Here is a 14,966-nt window from a genome sequence, read left to right on the forward strand (position 1 = left end):
GTGACGGGCGCCGGGGACGCGCAGGACCGGGCGGCGGAGCTGTGGATTCCGCGGGCCTCGCGCGGGGCGGCGCTGTGGGACGGGCTGCGGGCGTACGGCTTGATCGTCGCCATGTGGGTGCGCTCCACGATGACGTACCGCGCGTCCTTCGTGATGACGGCGTTCGGCAACTTCGCGGCGACCGCCTTCGACTTCGTGGCGATCCTGCTGATGTTCACCCATGTGGACGCCCTGGGCGGCTACACGCTGCCCGAGGTGGCCTTTCTGTACGGGACGGCCGGCACCGCCTTCGGCCTCGCCGATCTGCTGCTCGGCTCGATGGAGCGGGTGGGCCGCAGGGTGCGGGACGGCACGCTCGACACGCTGCTGGTGCGGCCCGTCCCCGTACTGGCGCAGGTCGCGGCCGACCGGTTCGCGCTGCGCCGGCTCGGCCGGATCGCTCAGGGCCTGCTGGTGCTGGGGTACGCGCTGCTCGCGGTGGACATCGACTGGACGGTCGTACGGGTGCTGATGGTGCCGCTGATGCTGGTCAGCGGCGCGGCGATCTTCGCTTCGGTGTTCGTGGCGGGCGCGGCGTTCCAGTTCTGGGCGCAGGACGCCGCGCAGGTGCAGAACTCGTTCACGTACGGCGGGACGACGCTGCTCCAGTACCCGCCGACCGTCTTCGCGAAGGACCTGGTGCGCGGGGTGACGTTCGTGGTGCCGCTGGCCTTCGTCAACTGGCTCCCGGCGCTGTACGTGCTGGGCCGCGAGGACCCGTTGGGGCTGCCGGACGCGGCGGCGTTCCTGTCGCCGGTCGTCGCCTGTGGCTGCTGCGCGCTGGCGGGGCTGGCGTGGCGGGCGGGGCTGCGGGCGTACCGCAGTACGGGGAGCTGATCCGGGTGCGTCCGGCTGGGGAGCGGCACAGCCATGTCGGTGACTTGGAAGATGACGATGACGATGACGACGGCAACGACAACGCGGAAGAGGGAGTACGGATGGTGACGGGCGGCGGTGACGCGTCGGGTTTCATCGAGCTGGACGGCGTGGAGAAGGTCTTCGACGTCCGCCGCAGAACGGGTCTGCTGCGCCGCGAGAAGCAGCAGGTGCGGGCGGTCGACGGGATCACCTTCCGGGTGGAGCGCGGGGAGATGGTCGGCTACATCGGCCCGAACGGCGCCGGGAAGTCCACCACCATCAAGATGCTCACGGGCATCCTCACCCCGAGCGGCGGCCGGCTGCGGGTCGCGGGCATCGACCCGTCGCGCGAGCGTACGCGGCTGGCGCACCGGATCGGGGTCGTCTTCGGGCAGCGCACCACGCTCTGGTGGGATCTGCCGCTGATCGACTCGTACCGGCTGATGCACCGGATGTACCGGGTCCCCGACGAGCGTTTCCGTACCAATCTGGAGCGGTGCGTGGACCTGCTGGACCTGGGGGAGCTGCTGGACGTACCCGTACGGCAGCTCTCGCTCGGCCAGCGGATGCGCGGTGACATCGCGGCGGCGCTGCTGCACGACCCGGAGGTGCTGTACCTGGACGAGCCGACGATCGGGCTCGACGTGGTCTCCAAGGCGAAGGTGCGGCAGTTCCTGCGCGATCTCAACGAGGAGCGCGGCACGACGGTGCTGCTGACGACCCACGACCTGACCGACATCGAGCAGCTCTGCCGGCGGGTGATGGTCATCGACCACGGGCGGCTGCTGTACGACGGGGCGCTCGGCGGGCTGCACGAGGTGGGCAGGAGCGAACGGATCCTCGTCGTCGACCTGGAGCGTGAGCTGCCGCCGATCGACGCGGTGGCGGCGGGCGCGCGGGTGGTGAAGGTGGAGGGGCCGCGGCAGTGGCTGGCGTTCCCGGCGGCGGAGTCCGCGGCGCCGCTGGTGGCGCGGATCGCGGCGGAGTATCCGCTGGTGGATCTCTCCGTACGGGAGCCCGACATCGAGTCGGTGATCGCCAAGATGTACGCGGACCGATCAGCCGTGTGACGTGGACCTCAGGGGGTGGCTACTCTGCTCCCATGACGAGTGAACGGCCTGAGACGCGTGCCTCCGACGCCGAGCGTGAGCAGGTGGCTGAGCGGCTGCGGGAGGCGATGGCCGAGGGCCGGCTCACGCTGGAGGAGTTCGACGAGCGCCTCGGCGTGGCCTACCAGGCGCGTACGCACGGCGAGTTGGTGCCACTGGTCCGGGATCTGCCCGAGCCGGGGACGACGACGGACGTCGTGCGCGCCGCCGACCGGGACGCCGCCCCGGGCATCTGGGTCGACCGCGTCGGCCGCGAACCGGCCACGTCCAAGGGCGCGTTCGCGTTCTGGGGCGGCTTCGGCCGCAAGGGGACGTGGACGGTGGGCCGGAAGTTCACGGCGGTCGTCTTCCAGGCGGGCGGCGAGATCGATCTGCGCGAGGCGCGGTTCGCGGATCGCGATGTGGTGATCCGCTGCTTCACGATCATGGGCGGGGTCCATGTCACCGTCCCGCCCGAACTGGACGTCGAGGTCAGGGGCTTCGGCCTGATGGGCGGCTTCGGCGAGGCGGGGCGCGACGACGCGGCGGTGAGCCCCGGCTCGCCGCGCGTGATCGTCACCGGGTTCGCGCTGATGGGCGGGGTCGGGGTGGAGCGGAAGGTCCGGGAGGCGGAGAAGCGCAGGCTCAAGGAGGAGCGCAAGCGCCTGCGGCTGGAGAAGAAGACGGACCGCGGAGAGCTGGAGTGAGGCGGGGGCGGCCGTAGCCGCGCGGGCGCCCGTAGTCGCAGGGGCACCGGGGCGCCCGTAAGCGGCTGGGGCGCCCCGTAGTCGCAAGGCGCAGGAGTGCCCGCAGGCCGCTGGGACGCCCGTCGCCGCGGGGGCGGAGCCCTTCGGGGCCCTTCGAGCGTCCTCCCGACCCGCCCCTCCCCTCCCCGCTACAGCGCGGCGGGCGCCTTGTTCTCCAGCAGGTCCAGGCTGAGCGCGCGGCCCATCGCCCGGTACCCGGCGTCGCTCGGGTGCAGGCCGTCGCCCGCGTCGTACAGCGGCCGGATCCGGTGGGGGGCGTACGGGTCGCGCACCACCCGGTCGAAGTCCACGACGTCGTCGAAGACCCGGCCCGCGCGGATCTCCGCGTTGACCCGCTCCCGTACGGACTCGGTGTCCGCGTTGTAGCCGCGGTGCGCGCCGAACGGCGTCAGCGTCGAGCCGATGACGCGCAGCCCGCGCGCGTGCGCCTGCCGGGTCAGCTCCCTGAGGCCGGCGGTGATCCTGGCCGGGTCGCGCTCCTGGCCGCGCAGGATGTCGTTGACGCCGAGGTCGATGACGACGGTCCGCACCCCCGCGCGGTCGAGGACATCGCGCCGGAAGCGGGAGATGCCGCTCGCGCCCTTGCGGTCCCGTACGGAGTCCTGGAGGACCGTGTTGCCGCCGATGCCCTCGTTGAGGACACCGATGTTCCGGCCGCGCAGCCGGTCGGCGAGGATGTCCGGCCAGCGGCTGTTCGCGTCGGTGCGCGAGCCCACGCCGTCGGTGATCGAGTCGCCGAAGGCGACCACGGCCCCGCGCGACTCGCGGTTCTGGACGTCGACGGCGGTCAGATAGCGCCAGACCCTGCTCGGTTCGGTGTACGGGGCCCCGGAGGAGTCCTGCGTACGGTCGCCGTCGGCGAGGTACGAGGTCTGGAGCGCGGACGGGTGGTACGTGACGGGCCCGCCCGCGACCGGCGTGTAGAGCGTGACCAGCAGATCACCGTCGTACGGCACGCGCAGCGCCACCGGGTCGCTGATGATCTGCCCGCCGGCCGGTATGGTCACGGCCGGCCGGCCGCCGAAGGAGAGCTGCCGCAGCGTCCCGTCGACCGCGCGGGGCCCGCCCGCGCCGACCGCGACGGAGGCATGGCCGATCATGAGGGCGCGGGGGCTGTAGAGGTTGGAGAAGGTGACCCGGGCGCTGTTGCCGCCGATGCTGGTGTGCACGACGTTACGGATGGAACGCCCGGGGTGGCCGTAGGGCGCGCGGGTCTCGACCCCGGCCGGAGCCGTGGCCCAGGTGCCGGTCCAGGCGTCGGCGGAGGCGGGCGCGGCCCGGCCGGGCGGCGGGTTCTGGCCGCGCGGCCCGCCCGTACCGCTCGTGGCGGCCGTACCGTTCACGCTGTCGCGACCGGCACCGGCGGACGAGCCGGCGTCCAGCAGGCCGTACGCGCCGAATATGGCGGCGCACACCAGCGCGACCACCCCCACAAGCCCCCCGAGCAGGGCAAATCCGCGATGTCTGTTCATGGCCCCGTATCCCCTCGCCCCTCTGTACAGAACAATCATCCGGCATCGCGCCGGGAACTCGACGTGCGCCCCGGGAGTACGAGAGGAAGGGACAATGTGTACGAGCGGGTCAGTCATGAGGCGTACGGGGACGGGTGGAGCGGATGGAACGTGCGGATCCGGATAATACGGACCCGGGGCAGGGGGCGGAGCGGACTCCGGGCCGGACTCCGGCCGGGGCCCCGGGCAATGGGCTGACGGCGGGGACCTCCGGGACCACTGGGGCCTCAGGGGCCTCCGGTACGTCCGGGGCCTCCGGTACGTCCGCCGGCGGGGCTCCCCGGGGCGCGGCCGGTCGCCGTTCCGGGCTGCCCGGCTTCTCGTACACGGCCGCCGACGAGGAGAAGCGGCGCGGCGTGCGCCGTATGAAGACCACCGCCACCGGCCTCCTCCTCTTCGTCGCCCTGGTCTTCGTCCTCGCCACCTGGGCGAAGAACTCCGGCGCGGGCCCCTGGGCCGGATATGTCGCCGCCGCGGCCGAGGCAGGCATGGTCGGCGCGCTGGCCGACTGGTTCGCGGTGACGGCCCTCTTCCGGCACCCCCTCGGCCTGCCCATCCCGCACACCGCGATCATCCCGAACAAGAAGGACCAGCTCGGCGCCTCGCTGGGCTCCTTCGTCGGCGAGAACTTCCTCTCCGCCGATGTCGTACGCGCCCGGCTGCGCGCCCTGGGCATCGGCGGCCGGCTCGGCGGCTGGCTCTCCCGGCCCGACCACGCCGACCGGGTCACCGCCGAGCTGTCCACGGCGCTGCGCGGCGCCCTGACCGTCCTGCGGGACTCGGACGTCCAGGCCGTGGTCGGCGAGGCGATCACCCGGCGCGCGGACGCGGCGGAGATCGCGCCCGGCATCGGGAAGACCCTGGACAAGATCGTCGCGGACGGCGCCCACCACCGGGCCGTCGACCTGATCTGCGCGCGGGCGCACGACTGGCTGGCGGAGCACGGGGACTCGGTCATGGACGCGGTCCAGGGCGGGGCGCCGGGGTGGACGCCCCGGTTCGTGGACCGCAGGATCGGGGACCGCGTCTACAAGGAGCTGGTGCGCTTCGTCACCGAGATGCGCGACATGCCGACGCATCCGGCGCGTGGCGCGATCGACCGCTTCCTGCGGGACTTCGCCGCCGACCTCCAGTCCGACACGGAGACCCGGGCGCGCGTCGAGCGGCTGAAGTCGGAGCTGCTGGCACGCCCCGAGGTGCAGGACATCATCGCCTCGGCCTGGTCCTCCGTACGCGGAATGATCATCTCGGCGGCCGAGGACGACCGCAGCGAGCTGCGGCTGCGGGCCCGCGCCTCGCTGCTCTCGCTGGGCGGCCGGCTGGTGACGGACGACCGGCTCCAGGGGAAGGTCGACGGGTGGATCGAGGACGCGGCGGCGTATGTCGTCTCCACGTACCGGGGCGAGATCACCTCGCTGATCTCGGACACGGTCGCGAGCTGGGACGCCGCCGACACCTCGAAGAAGATCGAGGCGAACATCGGCCGGGACCTTCAGTTCATCCGGATCAACGGCACGGTGGTCGGCGCGCTGGCCGGCCTGCTGATCTACACGGTGTCGCACGCGCTGGGCGGCTGAGAAAAAAGTGCTGGGCGCGTGTACCGGACCATGTCGTCCGTTCACGCGCCCAGCCACCATGGGGGAGTTGCCGTTAAGTACGCGGCCCGGCACCGGGGTGTTCAACGGCTCCGAAAAAACTTTTCTGCCGATCCTGGAGCCGATCCCGGAGCCGGCCCTGGAGCCGATCCCGGGACCGATCCCCTGGCCGCGTCCGGACCCGGGTCACGCGCCGCCGCGCCGTGTGACCGCCCAGGACGTGGCGGCCACCGCGCCCGCCACGGTGAAGACGGCGGGCCAGGCCCCGACCTTCTTGGCCAGGGGGTGCGATCCGGCGAAGGCGGCGACGTACAGCGTGGTCAGCCCCGCCGCGGCCACCGTTCCGCCGGTACGGTGCCACTCGCGCGCGGCGACGGCCCCGGCGGCGGCGAGCGCGACCCCGCCGAGGGGACGCTTCTTCGTCCACCGGGCGATCCCGTACCCGCCGACGAGCCCGCCCGCCGCCACGGCCGCCGCCGGGATCCTCGCTGTTGTCGCCGCCATGGCCGCCACCTTTCGTCGTCACTGTCCGCCGGGACGGGGGTCCCGCGGACACGACCGAGCGTAACGAGACGGGCGACGGACCCGAAGCCGGAGCCGAGTCGAGCCCCGGTCTGTCAGCCCTCGACGATCCGGCCGTCGCTCAGCTCCACCACCCGGTCCGCCAGATCGAGCAACTGCGGGTCGTGCGTGGCGACGAGGGCCGTCACGCCCTCGCTCCGTACCACCGTACGCAGCAGCTCCATCACCATGAGCCCGGTGTGGGCGTCCAGTTGCGCGGTCGGTTCGTCCGCGATCAGCAGGGCCGGCCGGTTGGCCAGGGCGCGGGCGAGGGCGACGCGCTGCTGCTGGCCGCCGGAGAGTTCGCCGGGGCGCTGCGCCGCGTGGTCGGTGAGGCCGACGAGGGCCAGCAGCAGCGCCACCCGCTCCTCGCGCTCGCGCGGATCGGCCCCGCGCAGCCGCAGCGGCACCCCCACGTTCTCCGCCGCCGTGAGCAGGGGGATCAGACCGAAGGACTGGAAGACGAAGCCGACACGGTCGCGGCGGAGTTCCAGGAGCCCGTCCTCACCGAGCCGCGACAGGTCGGCGCCGTCCACGACGATCCGGCCCCGGTCCGGCGCGTCCAGGCCGCCGACCAGGTTGAGCAGGGTGGTCTTCCCGGCCCCTGACCGCCCTTTGAGCGCGACCAGTTCGGCCCGTGCGACGGTGAGCGAGGTGCCGCGCAGCGCGTGGACGGCCGCGGGCCCCGTGCCGTACGAACGGTGCAGGTCCTCCGCGCTGACCATCGGTCCGCCGGACCCGCTGGACCCCCCGGACCCGCCGTCCGGCTCGGCGGTGGCCGGCCCCGCGGTGGTCCCGCGCGTGCTGGTGTGTTCCGTCATGGGCGCATCCCCCGAACGTCGTCGCCTCTGAATTGTCGGCCCGGCCACAGTATGTGCGGGCACGGGGTAGGAGATGAGCCCGATTTGTGTTTGGCTGGGCGCGGATCAACGGGGGAGACCTGGGAAGCGAGCCGCGGCCGGTCCGGCCGGACGGGCGTGCGGGTTGTCGGGGGATGCGTGACGGGGTTCGTTCTTCTGCGTGCGGCGGGGCATCGGCTGCTGCTGGCCGCCGCGCTGCTCGCGGTGGTGCTGACCACCTGTGTGCTCGCCTCCCTCACCGCGTTCTCGGGCTCCGTCGGGGACACGGCGCTGCGCGAGACGCTGCGCGGCCGGGACGCCGCCTCCGCCGCGCTCGTCGTCGGCGCGGACATCCCGGTGAAGGGGCGCGACGCGGCGCAGCGGGCCGTGGCCCGGGGCGCCCGGGAGGCGTTCGACGGGCTGCCCGTGACCGTACGGAAGCTGGAGCGCTCGGGACCGTACGCGCTGCCCGCCTCGCTCCGGGGGGCCACGGCGCCGCTCGACGGGACCAAGCCGGACCTGACGCACTTCGCCGCCCTGGACCGCTCCCGGATCACGCTGGTGGCGGGCGAACTGCCGGGGCCGTCCGCGGCGGCCGGCGCCGACGGCCCCGCAGCGGCCGTGCCCGTGGCGCTGCCCGAAGCGGCCGCCCGACGGCTGGAACTGGCGCCGGGCGAGCGGATCGTGCTCACCGACCGGCTGACCGACGACCGGCTGACCGTCCGGATCACCGGCGTGTACGAGGCCACCGACCCCGCCGAGCCGTACTGGCGGCTCGACACCCTCGGCGGGCGTGGTGTCCGCGAGGTCGACTTCACCACCTACGGCCCGCTCCTCACCGACGCGTCCTTCCTCACCACCGGCCGCTTCGCCTCCCTCACCACCGGCTGGCTGGCCGCCGCCGACTACCGGGGCGTCACCACCGACCGGCTCGACGCCCTGCGCACCGCGTCCACCCGGGTCCCCGAGCGGCTGCGTACGGAACCGGCGCTCGGCGGCGCCGCCGCGGTCTCCACCTCGCTGCCGTCGCTGCTCGACCGGACCGAGCGGGCGCTGCTGGTCTCCCGGTCCACGCTGGTGATCGTCGCGCTGCAACTGCTCCTCCTGGCCGGGTACACCCTGCTGCTGGTGGCCCGGTCGCTGGCCGGTGAACGGGCGGGCGAGACGGGCCTGTTGCGGGCGCGCGGCGCCTCGCGCGGCCGGCTCGCCGCCCTCGCCGCGACGGAGGCGCTGCTGCTGGCCCTCCCGGCGGCCCTGTGCGCCCCGCTGCTGGCGGCCCCGCTGACCGGACTGCTCGCTCGCGGGCCGGCGTCCGGCGGCGACGGGCCGGGAGCTGGGGCCGGCCTCGGTGACCTCCCGGCCTGGCCGGTGTGGGCGGTCTCGGCGGCGGTCGCCCTCTGCTGCGCGGCGCTGGTCGTGCTGCCCGCCCTGGCCGGGAAGGCGGGGGCGGGCGACTCGGCCGGGGCGCCCGGCCGGGCCGCCGCCCTGCCCGCACCGGTACGCGCGGGCGCGGATCTCGCCCTGCTGCTCGTCGCGGCCCTGGCCTACTGGCAGTTGGACCGAAGGACCGGAGCCGGCACGGGCACCGGGGTGCTCGGCGGCGACCGGGAGGGCCGCCTCGGTATCGATCCGGTGCTGGTCGCCGCGCCCGCGCTGGCGCTGCTCGCCGGTACGGTGCTCACGCTGCGGCTGCTGCCTCCGCTGGCGCTGCTCGCGGAGCGCCGTGCCGCGCGGGGCCGCGGTCTGCCCGGCGCGCTGGCGGCCCACCGCCTCGGCCGCCGGTCGCTGCGCGGCGCCGGGCCCGTACTGCTGCTGGTTCTCGCCGTGGCGACCGGTCTGCCGGCCCTCGGCCAGAGCGCGTCGTGGGACCGGTCCCAGCGCGACCAGGCGGACTTCGCGACCGGCGCCTCGGTACGGGTCCTGGACGGCAGGCCCGCCGACCCCGGCCAGGCCGGTCTCTACGCCGCGCTGCCGGGGGTACGGCAGGCCGCCCCCGCCCACCGTACGGACGCGGGCCTGTCCGGCGGCCGGACGGCGACCGTACTCGCGCTGGACACCGCCCACGCCGAGGAGGGAATGCTGCTGCGCCCGGACCTCGCGGACGAGCCCGCGCGGAGCCTGCTGGAGGCGGTGGCGCACGTACCGAAGGCCCTACCGGAGCCCGAGGGCCGGGACCGGGGCCGGGACCGGGACCGTACCGGGATCGCGCTGCCCGACGACACCCGCCACCTCACCCTCGACGTACGGATCACGGCAGGGAAGGGCGCGCCGGGCGCCCCCGCCGCCACCCTCCTGGTGGTGGTCGAGGACCGCTACGGCATCCCGTACCGGCTCAGCGCCGGGAAAGTGCCCGCCGACGGCCGGCTCCACCACGCCACCCTCGCCCTCGACCTGACCGCGGCGGGCACCCGCGCCGCCCCAGCCGGGCCGCTGCGCGTGACCGGGCTGCGGCTCGGCGGGACCGCCCCGGAGCAGGGGGCCGGTCAACACCGGCTGACCGTCGAGCGGTTGCTCGCCACCGGCGCCGGCGACGGCGCGCGCCCGGCACCCGTCGCCGTACCGGACGGGACGCGCTGGCGCGGCAGCGCCACGGTGACGGAGGACGCCGAGGAGAGCGCGCCGAAAGCCCTGAAACCAACCGCCTCCGCCTCCGCCTCCTCCGCGACCGCCCCGGGAACGACGGCGCCGCTGACCGTCACGTACCCGACCGGGCGTTCTGAGCCCTACGCCGCCGGCTCCTTCGCCGTCCGGCTCGATGTCGTGGGCGCCGCCGCCCCGGAGCGGATCGCGGCCGTCGCCACCGACGGCTTCCTGCGCGCCACCGGGGCCCGGCGCGGGGACAGCGTCGATCTGACGCTGGCGGGGGAGCAGGTGCGGGTGACCATCGTGAAGGCCGTACGAGAGCTGCCGACGACGGGAACGGCGGAGGACCGGAAGACGGACGCGGACGCGGATACCGGCGTCGGCGCCGGCGCCGACGCGAGTACGTCGCAGGACGCGCAGAGCGCCGGCGGGCTCCTCCTCGACCTGCGGGCCGTCAACGCCGTCATCGCCGCCCGCACCGACCGTGCCCTCACCCCCAACGAGTGGTGGCTGAGCACCGACCCAGGCGCCACCGCGCGCGTCGCGTCCGCGCTGCGCGACCGCGACGACGGCGGCTCCGGCCCCGGCCAGGTGCTCGTACGCGACGAGACGGCGGCCGGGCTGCTCGGCGATCCGCTCGGCGAGGGGCCGCGTGCCGCGCTGATCGCCGTCGCGCTGGCGGCGGCCGCGCTGGCCGCCGTGGGGTTCGCGGTCGCCGCCGCCGCGTCCTTGCGCGAACGGACCGCCGAACTCGCCGTCCTGCGCGCCCTCGGCGCGCCCCGCCGCGGCCTCGCCACGCTGGTCGTGACGGAACAAGGCGCGCTGATCGCCATCGGCCTGGCCGTCGGTACGGCGCTCGGCGCGCTGCTGACCTGGGCGCTCGTCCCGCTGACCGTGCTGACCACCCGCGCCGGCCGCCCGGTGCCCCAGGTACTGGTCGAACTCCCGCTGCCCCAGGCGGCCCTGTTCCTCGCGGGCGTCGCCGCCGTGCCCCTGCTGATCACCGCGGCCCTCGCCGTCCGGCGCGGCGCCGACCCCGCGGTCGCGCTCCGCCACCAGGGGGACCACTGACATGACGCGTACGCACCGACCGGACACGGCCACGGCCAAGACCGCGCGCGCCGTCGCCCCCTGGGTTCGGACACGGCTGCGCACCGCCCCCGGGGCGGCCGCCGCCTTCGGGGCGCTCGTGCTGCTCACGGCCTTCCTCGCCGCCGCGTTCCCCCGGGCCGTCGACGCCTACGAGAGCGCGGGGCTGCGCCGCGAGATCGCCGCCGCGCCCCTGACCGACACCGTGCTGCGGGTGACCGCTCCCCAGGCGGGCCTGGAACTGCCGGAGCCCGCCCGGGTCGCGGCGATGCGTCCCCGGGCGCTCGAAGCCGTGTACCGGGAGGCGGCGGCGCGGCTGCCCGACCCGCTGCGGGCCGACCTCACCGAGTCGGCGTACGGGGTACGCACCGGCGAGGCCCTGACCGGCACCGACCGCTGGCTCCCGCGCCCCGACGCCGTCCCGCCCCGCTTCACCCTCGCCACGCAGTCGGAGCTGGCCGCGCACGCCACCGTGCGGAGCGGACGGCTGCCGGCCGTGGGCGGGGAGGGCGCGGACGCGCACACGACGGAGGTGGAGGCCGCCGTGACCTCGGCGACCGCCCGTGAACTGCGGCTGCGCGTGGGCACCGTACTCGCCCTGAGCGATTCCTACGGGACCCCGGCGCTCACCGTACGGATCACCGGGGTGGTCGAACCCCGCGCGCCGAAGGGCGGTTACTGGTCCGCCGAACCGCTCCTGCGCACCCCGGGGCTGACCGCCACCTCCTCCAAGCCGCCGCAGTTCCGCTGGGAGGCGGGGCTCCTGCTGGCGCCCGAGGCGGCGCCCGCGCTCCTCGGCACCCGCACCGAGGCCCACAAGTACTGGCACTTCGCCCCCGCCATCGGCACGTTGACCGCGGCGGACGCCCCGGAGCTGGTACGCCGGACCGCTGCCCTGGAGGACGGTCCCGGCCTGCTGCGGATGCGGGAGGTCGCGGGCGGCAACGCGGTCGTGGAGACCCGCCTCGGCGCGATCGCCGGCCACCACCTCGCGACCCGCGAGGCGATCTCGCGCATCGTCGTCGTCGCGGCGTTCGGGATGGCCGCCGTCGCCGCCGTCGTCCTGGCGATGGCCGGCGGACTGATCGCCGCGGGCCGCGCCGCCGAACTCGCCCTGCTGCGCTCACGCGGCGGCTCCCTGGCCGGCATCGGCGGCCGGCTGCTCGCCGAGACCGCCGTGATCGCGCTGCCCGCCGCCGGGGCGGCCCTGCTGCCGGCGGTGGCCCTGATCGACGGGAGCGGGGTGCGCCTGCTGCCCGCGGTGTACGGGGCGTGCGCCGTCGCACTGATCGCCTGTGTGACGATGCCGCTCCGGGCCGTTCTGCCGCTGCGCGGGGCGCGCGCGTCCGGGGAGCGCGACGACCTCGCGGCGGCCCGGCCGAGCCGCCGCCGTACCGTCGCCGAACTGACCCTGCTCCTGCTGGCCGTCGCCTCGGTGGCGGCGCTGCGCCGCCGGGGCACCTCGTCCGCTTCCTCCGGCGGGGCGGGCGACCTGCTGGTGAGCGCGGCCCCCGTCCTGGTGGCGCTGATCGCCGCGCTCGTCCTCGTACGGCTGTACCCGCTGCCCCTGCGGTACGCGGCCCGCCCGGCGGCGCGGCTGCGCGGGATCGTCGGGTTCCTGGCCCTGGCGCGCGCGGGCCGGTCGTCCGCCACGGCGACGGCGGCGCCGCTGCTGGCGCTGCTCATCGCGCTGACGACGGCGGCGTTCGGCGGCTCCGTCCTGACGGGCATCACGGACGCGCGCGACCGGGCCGCGGTGCTGGCGGTCGGGGCGGACGCCCGGATCTCCACGCCGGGCGACGCCGTGCCGCTGCCGACGGGCACCGAACGGTCGGTGCGGCGGATGGACGGCGTACGGGAGGTGACGCCGGTACGCATCGACACGGTGGCGGAACCGGCCCCGGCGGCCGGGGGCGAAGCCGGCGCCTCGTCGCGGCAGCCCGTCACCCTGATCGGCGTCGAGCCGGGACCGTACACCCGCCTCGCCCGGCTCCAGGGCCTCGGGGCGTTCCCGGCCGGGGAGTTGACGGCGCGCGGCCCCGGCGGGGCGGTGAACGCGGTGGCGTCCCCCGCCACCGCGGAACGGCTGGGCACCGGGCCGCGCCGGATCGTGTCGTCGGCGGGCGAGATCACCGTACGGATCACCGCGGTCCGGCCGGACACCCCGGCCGCTCCCCGCACCGAATTCCTGCTGGTGGACCGGGCGGCGCTGGCGGCGCCCGAACCGACCACGCTGCTGGTCACGGGGGAGCGGCTGAACGGAAAGGACCTGCGGGCGGCGGCGCGGGCCGCCGAGGTGACCCTGCTGGCCGAGGAACGGGCGGCGTTCACCCCGTCGCCGCTCCAGTCGGGCGCCGAGCGGATCTACACCGTCGCCGTCCTGGCCGGCGCGGTCTACGCGGTCATCGCGCTGCTCCTCTCCTTCCTGCACGCCGCGCGGGAACGGACCGCCCTGCTGGCCCGGTTGCGCACCATGGGCCTCACCGGCCGCCAGGGCCGTCTGCTGCTGGGCCTGGAGGCGCTGCCGCAGGCGCTGCTCGCCGCCGGGGGCGGCATCCTCGTCGGCTGGGCCACGATCCGGCTGCTGGCCCCGGGTATCGACCTGGCCCAGCTCGCGGTGGCGTCGGCGTCCTCGGCGTCCCCGGCGGGCGGCGTGTCGCTGAGTACGGACGGCTGGTCCCTGCTGCTCCCGGCGGGCGCGGTACTCGTCCTCGCGGGGGCGGTGGCCGCCGGGCAGGCGTGGTGGGCGGAGCGACGCGGACCGAACACGGAGCTGAGAGCGGGAGACACACGATGAAGGAACCGGCCCTGCCCCCCACCCTCACCGACCTGGAACAGCAGGCGACGGCGCACCGCGACCGCCCCTCGTACGGGCACGACGCGCTGATCACCTGCGACCGGCTGGTCCGTGTCTTCACCACGGACGGGGTCGAGGTGCAGGCCCTCCAGGGGCTCGACCTCACGGTCCAGGAAGGCGAGTTGATGGCCCTGGTCGGCGCGTCCGGCAGCGGCAAGTCGACGCTGATGAACGTTCTCGCGGGCCTCGACGTGCCCACGGCGGGCGCGGCCAGGGTCGCGGGCCGCGACCTGCTCACGATGAACGCCAAGGTCCGGCTGGAGTACCGCCGTGAGGTGGTCGGCTTCGTCTGGCAGCAGACGGCCCGCAACCTCCTCCCGTATCTGACGGCCGCCCAGAACATCGCCCTCCCCATGCAACTGCGGGGCCGAGGCGCCCCCCGCGCCACAAGGACGTCGAGGGCGAGGGCCGAGCGGACCGGGGAACTGCTGGCGATGCTCGGCGTCACCGACTGCGCCGCCCGCCGCCCGCACCAGCTCTCAGGAGGCCAGCAGCAGCGCGTCGCGATCGCCGTCGCCCTCGCCAACTCCCCCTCCGTACTCCTCGCCGACGAACCGACCGGCGAACTGGACTCGGCGACGGGCGAGGAGGTCTTCGCGGCGTTCCGCCGGGCCAACGAGGAACTGGGCACGACGATCGTCATCGTCACGCACGACCAGGCGGTCGAGAACGAGGTCCGCCGTACGGTCGCGATCCGCGACGGCCGCACCTCCTCCGAGGTCCTGCGCCGTACGGAGATCGACGCGGAGGGCCAGGAATCGGTGGTGGCCAGGGAGTACGCGATGCTGGACCGGGCCGGGAGGCTCCAGTTGCCCACCGAGTACACGGCGGCGCTGGGCATGGAGCAGCGGGTGCTGCTGGAGCTGGAACAGGACCACATCCAGGTATGGCCGGACGCCGCGCCGGGGGCCCCGGGGGCCCGGGAGGCCGAGGCGCCCTGACCGGCGGGGCGCGGGGCGGCGGCGGCGCGGGCGGCGGCGTGGGCGGGGCGGCGGCGGGGGCGGCGGCGTGGGCGGGGCGGCGGCGTGGGCGGCGGCGCGCACCGGCCGCCACGCCGGGGGAGGTACGGAAAGTCCCCCGAGGCGCGGTCAACGGTCCATCAGGGGGCCCCTTCCTGGCGTATTCTCGCCACCCTTCGTCACAGAGGGTGACCAACGCGTGTCGCGGGGCAGCTCTGTC

The 14,966-nt window shown here is 75.3% G+C and carries 10 protein-coding genes; 7 read left to right on the forward strand and 3 right to left on the reverse strand.

Annotated features, from left to right (window positions below; translation table 11 throughout):
* The first annotated feature begins 39 nt into the window (after window positions 1-39).
* The 3 genes from ACIQ7D_RS09155 (at window position 40) to ACIQ7D_RS09165 (ending at window position 2,692) form a co-directional block, all read left to right on the forward strand.
* Window positions 40-876, forward strand: coding sequence for an ABC transporter permease (locus ACIQ7D_RS09155; protein WP_403936062.1), 837 nt, complete (start codon window positions 40-42; stop codon window positions 874-876).
* A 101-nt stretch (window positions 877-977) separates the two neighbouring features.
* A complete protein-coding gene (locus ACIQ7D_RS09160; protein WP_403936064.1) occupies window positions 978-1,967 on the forward strand; it encodes an ATP-binding cassette domain-containing protein in 990 nt (329 codons plus the stop codon).
* A 32-nt stretch (window positions 1,968-1,999) separates the two neighbouring features.
* Window positions 2,000-2,692 carry a DUF1707 domain-containing protein gene (locus tag ACIQ7D_RS09165; RefSeq protein ID WP_403935414.1) on the forward strand — a complete coding sequence of 231 codons (693 nt, stop codon included), beginning with the start codon at window positions 2,000-2,002 and terminating at the stop codon, window positions 2,690-2,692.
* Window positions 2,693-2,880: 188 nt separating this feature from the next.
* Here ACIQ7D_RS09165 and ACIQ7D_RS09170 read toward each other — a convergent pair whose 3' ends face one another.
* Entirely contained in the window at window positions 2,881-4,224 is a 1,344-nt protein-coding gene (locus ACIQ7D_RS09170; RefSeq protein ID WP_403935416.1) for a GDSL-type esterase/lipase family protein, read from the reverse strand.
* Window positions 4,225-4,367: 143 nt separating this feature from the next.
* On the opposite strand from ACIQ7D_RS09170, the gene ACIQ7D_RS09175 reads away from it, so the two are divergent.
* Window positions 4,368-5,840, forward strand: coding sequence for a DUF445 domain-containing protein (locus ACIQ7D_RS09175; protein WP_403935418.1), 1,473 nt, complete (start codon window positions 4,368-4,370; stop codon window positions 5,838-5,840).
* A gap of 204 nt (window positions 5,841-6,044) precedes the next feature.
* Here ACIQ7D_RS09175 and ACIQ7D_RS09180 read toward each other — a convergent pair whose 3' ends face one another.
* Entirely contained in the window at window positions 6,045-6,362 is a 318-nt protein-coding gene (locus tag ACIQ7D_RS09180) for a hypothetical protein (protein ID WP_403935420.1), read from the reverse strand.
* A gap of 113 nt (window positions 6,363-6,475) precedes the next feature.
* Window positions 6,476-7,240 (reverse strand): ABC transporter ATP-binding protein, encoded by a 765-nt coding sequence (locus tag ACIQ7D_RS09185; protein ID WP_403935422.1) that lies wholly within the window; start codon window positions 7,238-7,240, stop codon window positions 6,476-6,478.
* A gap of 177 nt (window positions 7,241-7,417) precedes the next feature.
* On the opposite strand from ACIQ7D_RS09185, the gene ACIQ7D_RS09190 reads away from it, so the two are divergent.
* From ACIQ7D_RS09190 to ACIQ7D_RS09200, 3 genes are read left to right on the forward strand one after another with little or no spacing between them, the layout of a single operon-like run.
* Window positions 7,418-10,912 carry an FtsX-like permease family protein gene (locus ACIQ7D_RS09190; protein ID WP_403935424.1) on the forward strand — a complete coding sequence of 1,165 codons (3,495 nt, stop codon included), beginning with the start codon at window positions 7,418-7,420 and terminating at the stop codon, window positions 10,910-10,912.
* Window position 10,913: 1 nt separating this feature from the next.
* The gene (locus tag ACIQ7D_RS09195; RefSeq protein ID WP_403935425.1) at window positions 10,914-13,727 is read left to right on the forward strand and encodes an ABC transporter permease; all 2,814 of its coding nucleotides are present in this window, start codon (window positions 10,914-10,916) and stop codon (window positions 13,725-13,727) included.
* Window positions 13,724-14,728 (forward strand): ABC transporter ATP-binding protein, encoded by a 1,005-nt coding sequence (locus ACIQ7D_RS09200; RefSeq protein ID WP_403935427.1) that lies wholly within the window; start codon window positions 13,724-13,726, stop codon window positions 14,726-14,728. The genes ACIQ7D_RS09195 and ACIQ7D_RS09200 overlap by 4 nt, the downstream gene beginning before the upstream one ends.
* Window positions 14,729-14,966 lie beyond the last annotated feature (238 nt).

It is taken from the genome of Streptomyces sp. NPDC096310 (assembly GCF_044763125.1).
Classification (GTDB): domain Bacteria; phylum Actinomycetota; class Actinomycetes; order Streptomycetales; family Streptomycetaceae; genus Streptomyces.

Bases quoted from the DNA above. Each gene is read 5' to 3' on its own strand.
- ACIQ7D_RS09160 (WP_403936064.1), top strand. From the start codon at position 978: ATGGTGACGGGCGGCGGTGACGCGTCGGGTTTCATCGAGCTGGACGGC.
- ACIQ7D_RS09165 (WP_403935414.1), top strand. From the start codon at position 2,000: ATGACGAGTGAACGGCCTGAGACGCGTGCCTCCGACGCCGAGCGTGAG.
- ACIQ7D_RS09170 (WP_403935416.1), bottom strand. From the start codon at position 4,224: ATGAACAGACATCGCGGATTTGCCCTGCTCGGGGGGCTTGTGGGGGTG.
- ACIQ7D_RS09175 (WP_403935418.1), top strand. From the start codon at position 4,368: ATGGAACGTGCGGATCCGGATAATACGGACCCGGGGCAGGGGGCGGAG.
- ACIQ7D_RS09180 (WP_403935420.1), bottom strand. From the start codon at position 6,362: ATGGCGGCGACAACAGCGAGGATCCCGGCGGCGGCCGTGGCGGCGGGC.
- ACIQ7D_RS09185 (WP_403935422.1), bottom strand. From the start codon at position 7,240: ATGACGGAACACACCAGCACGCGCGGGACCACCGCGGGGCCGGCCACC.
- ACIQ7D_RS09195 (WP_403935425.1), top strand. From the start codon at position 10,914: ATGACGCGTACGCACCGACCGGACACGGCCACGGCCAAGACCGCGCGC.
- ACIQ7D_RS09200 (WP_403935427.1), top strand. From the start codon at position 13,724: ATGAAGGAACCGGCCCTGCCCCCCACCCTCACCGACCTGGAACAGCAG.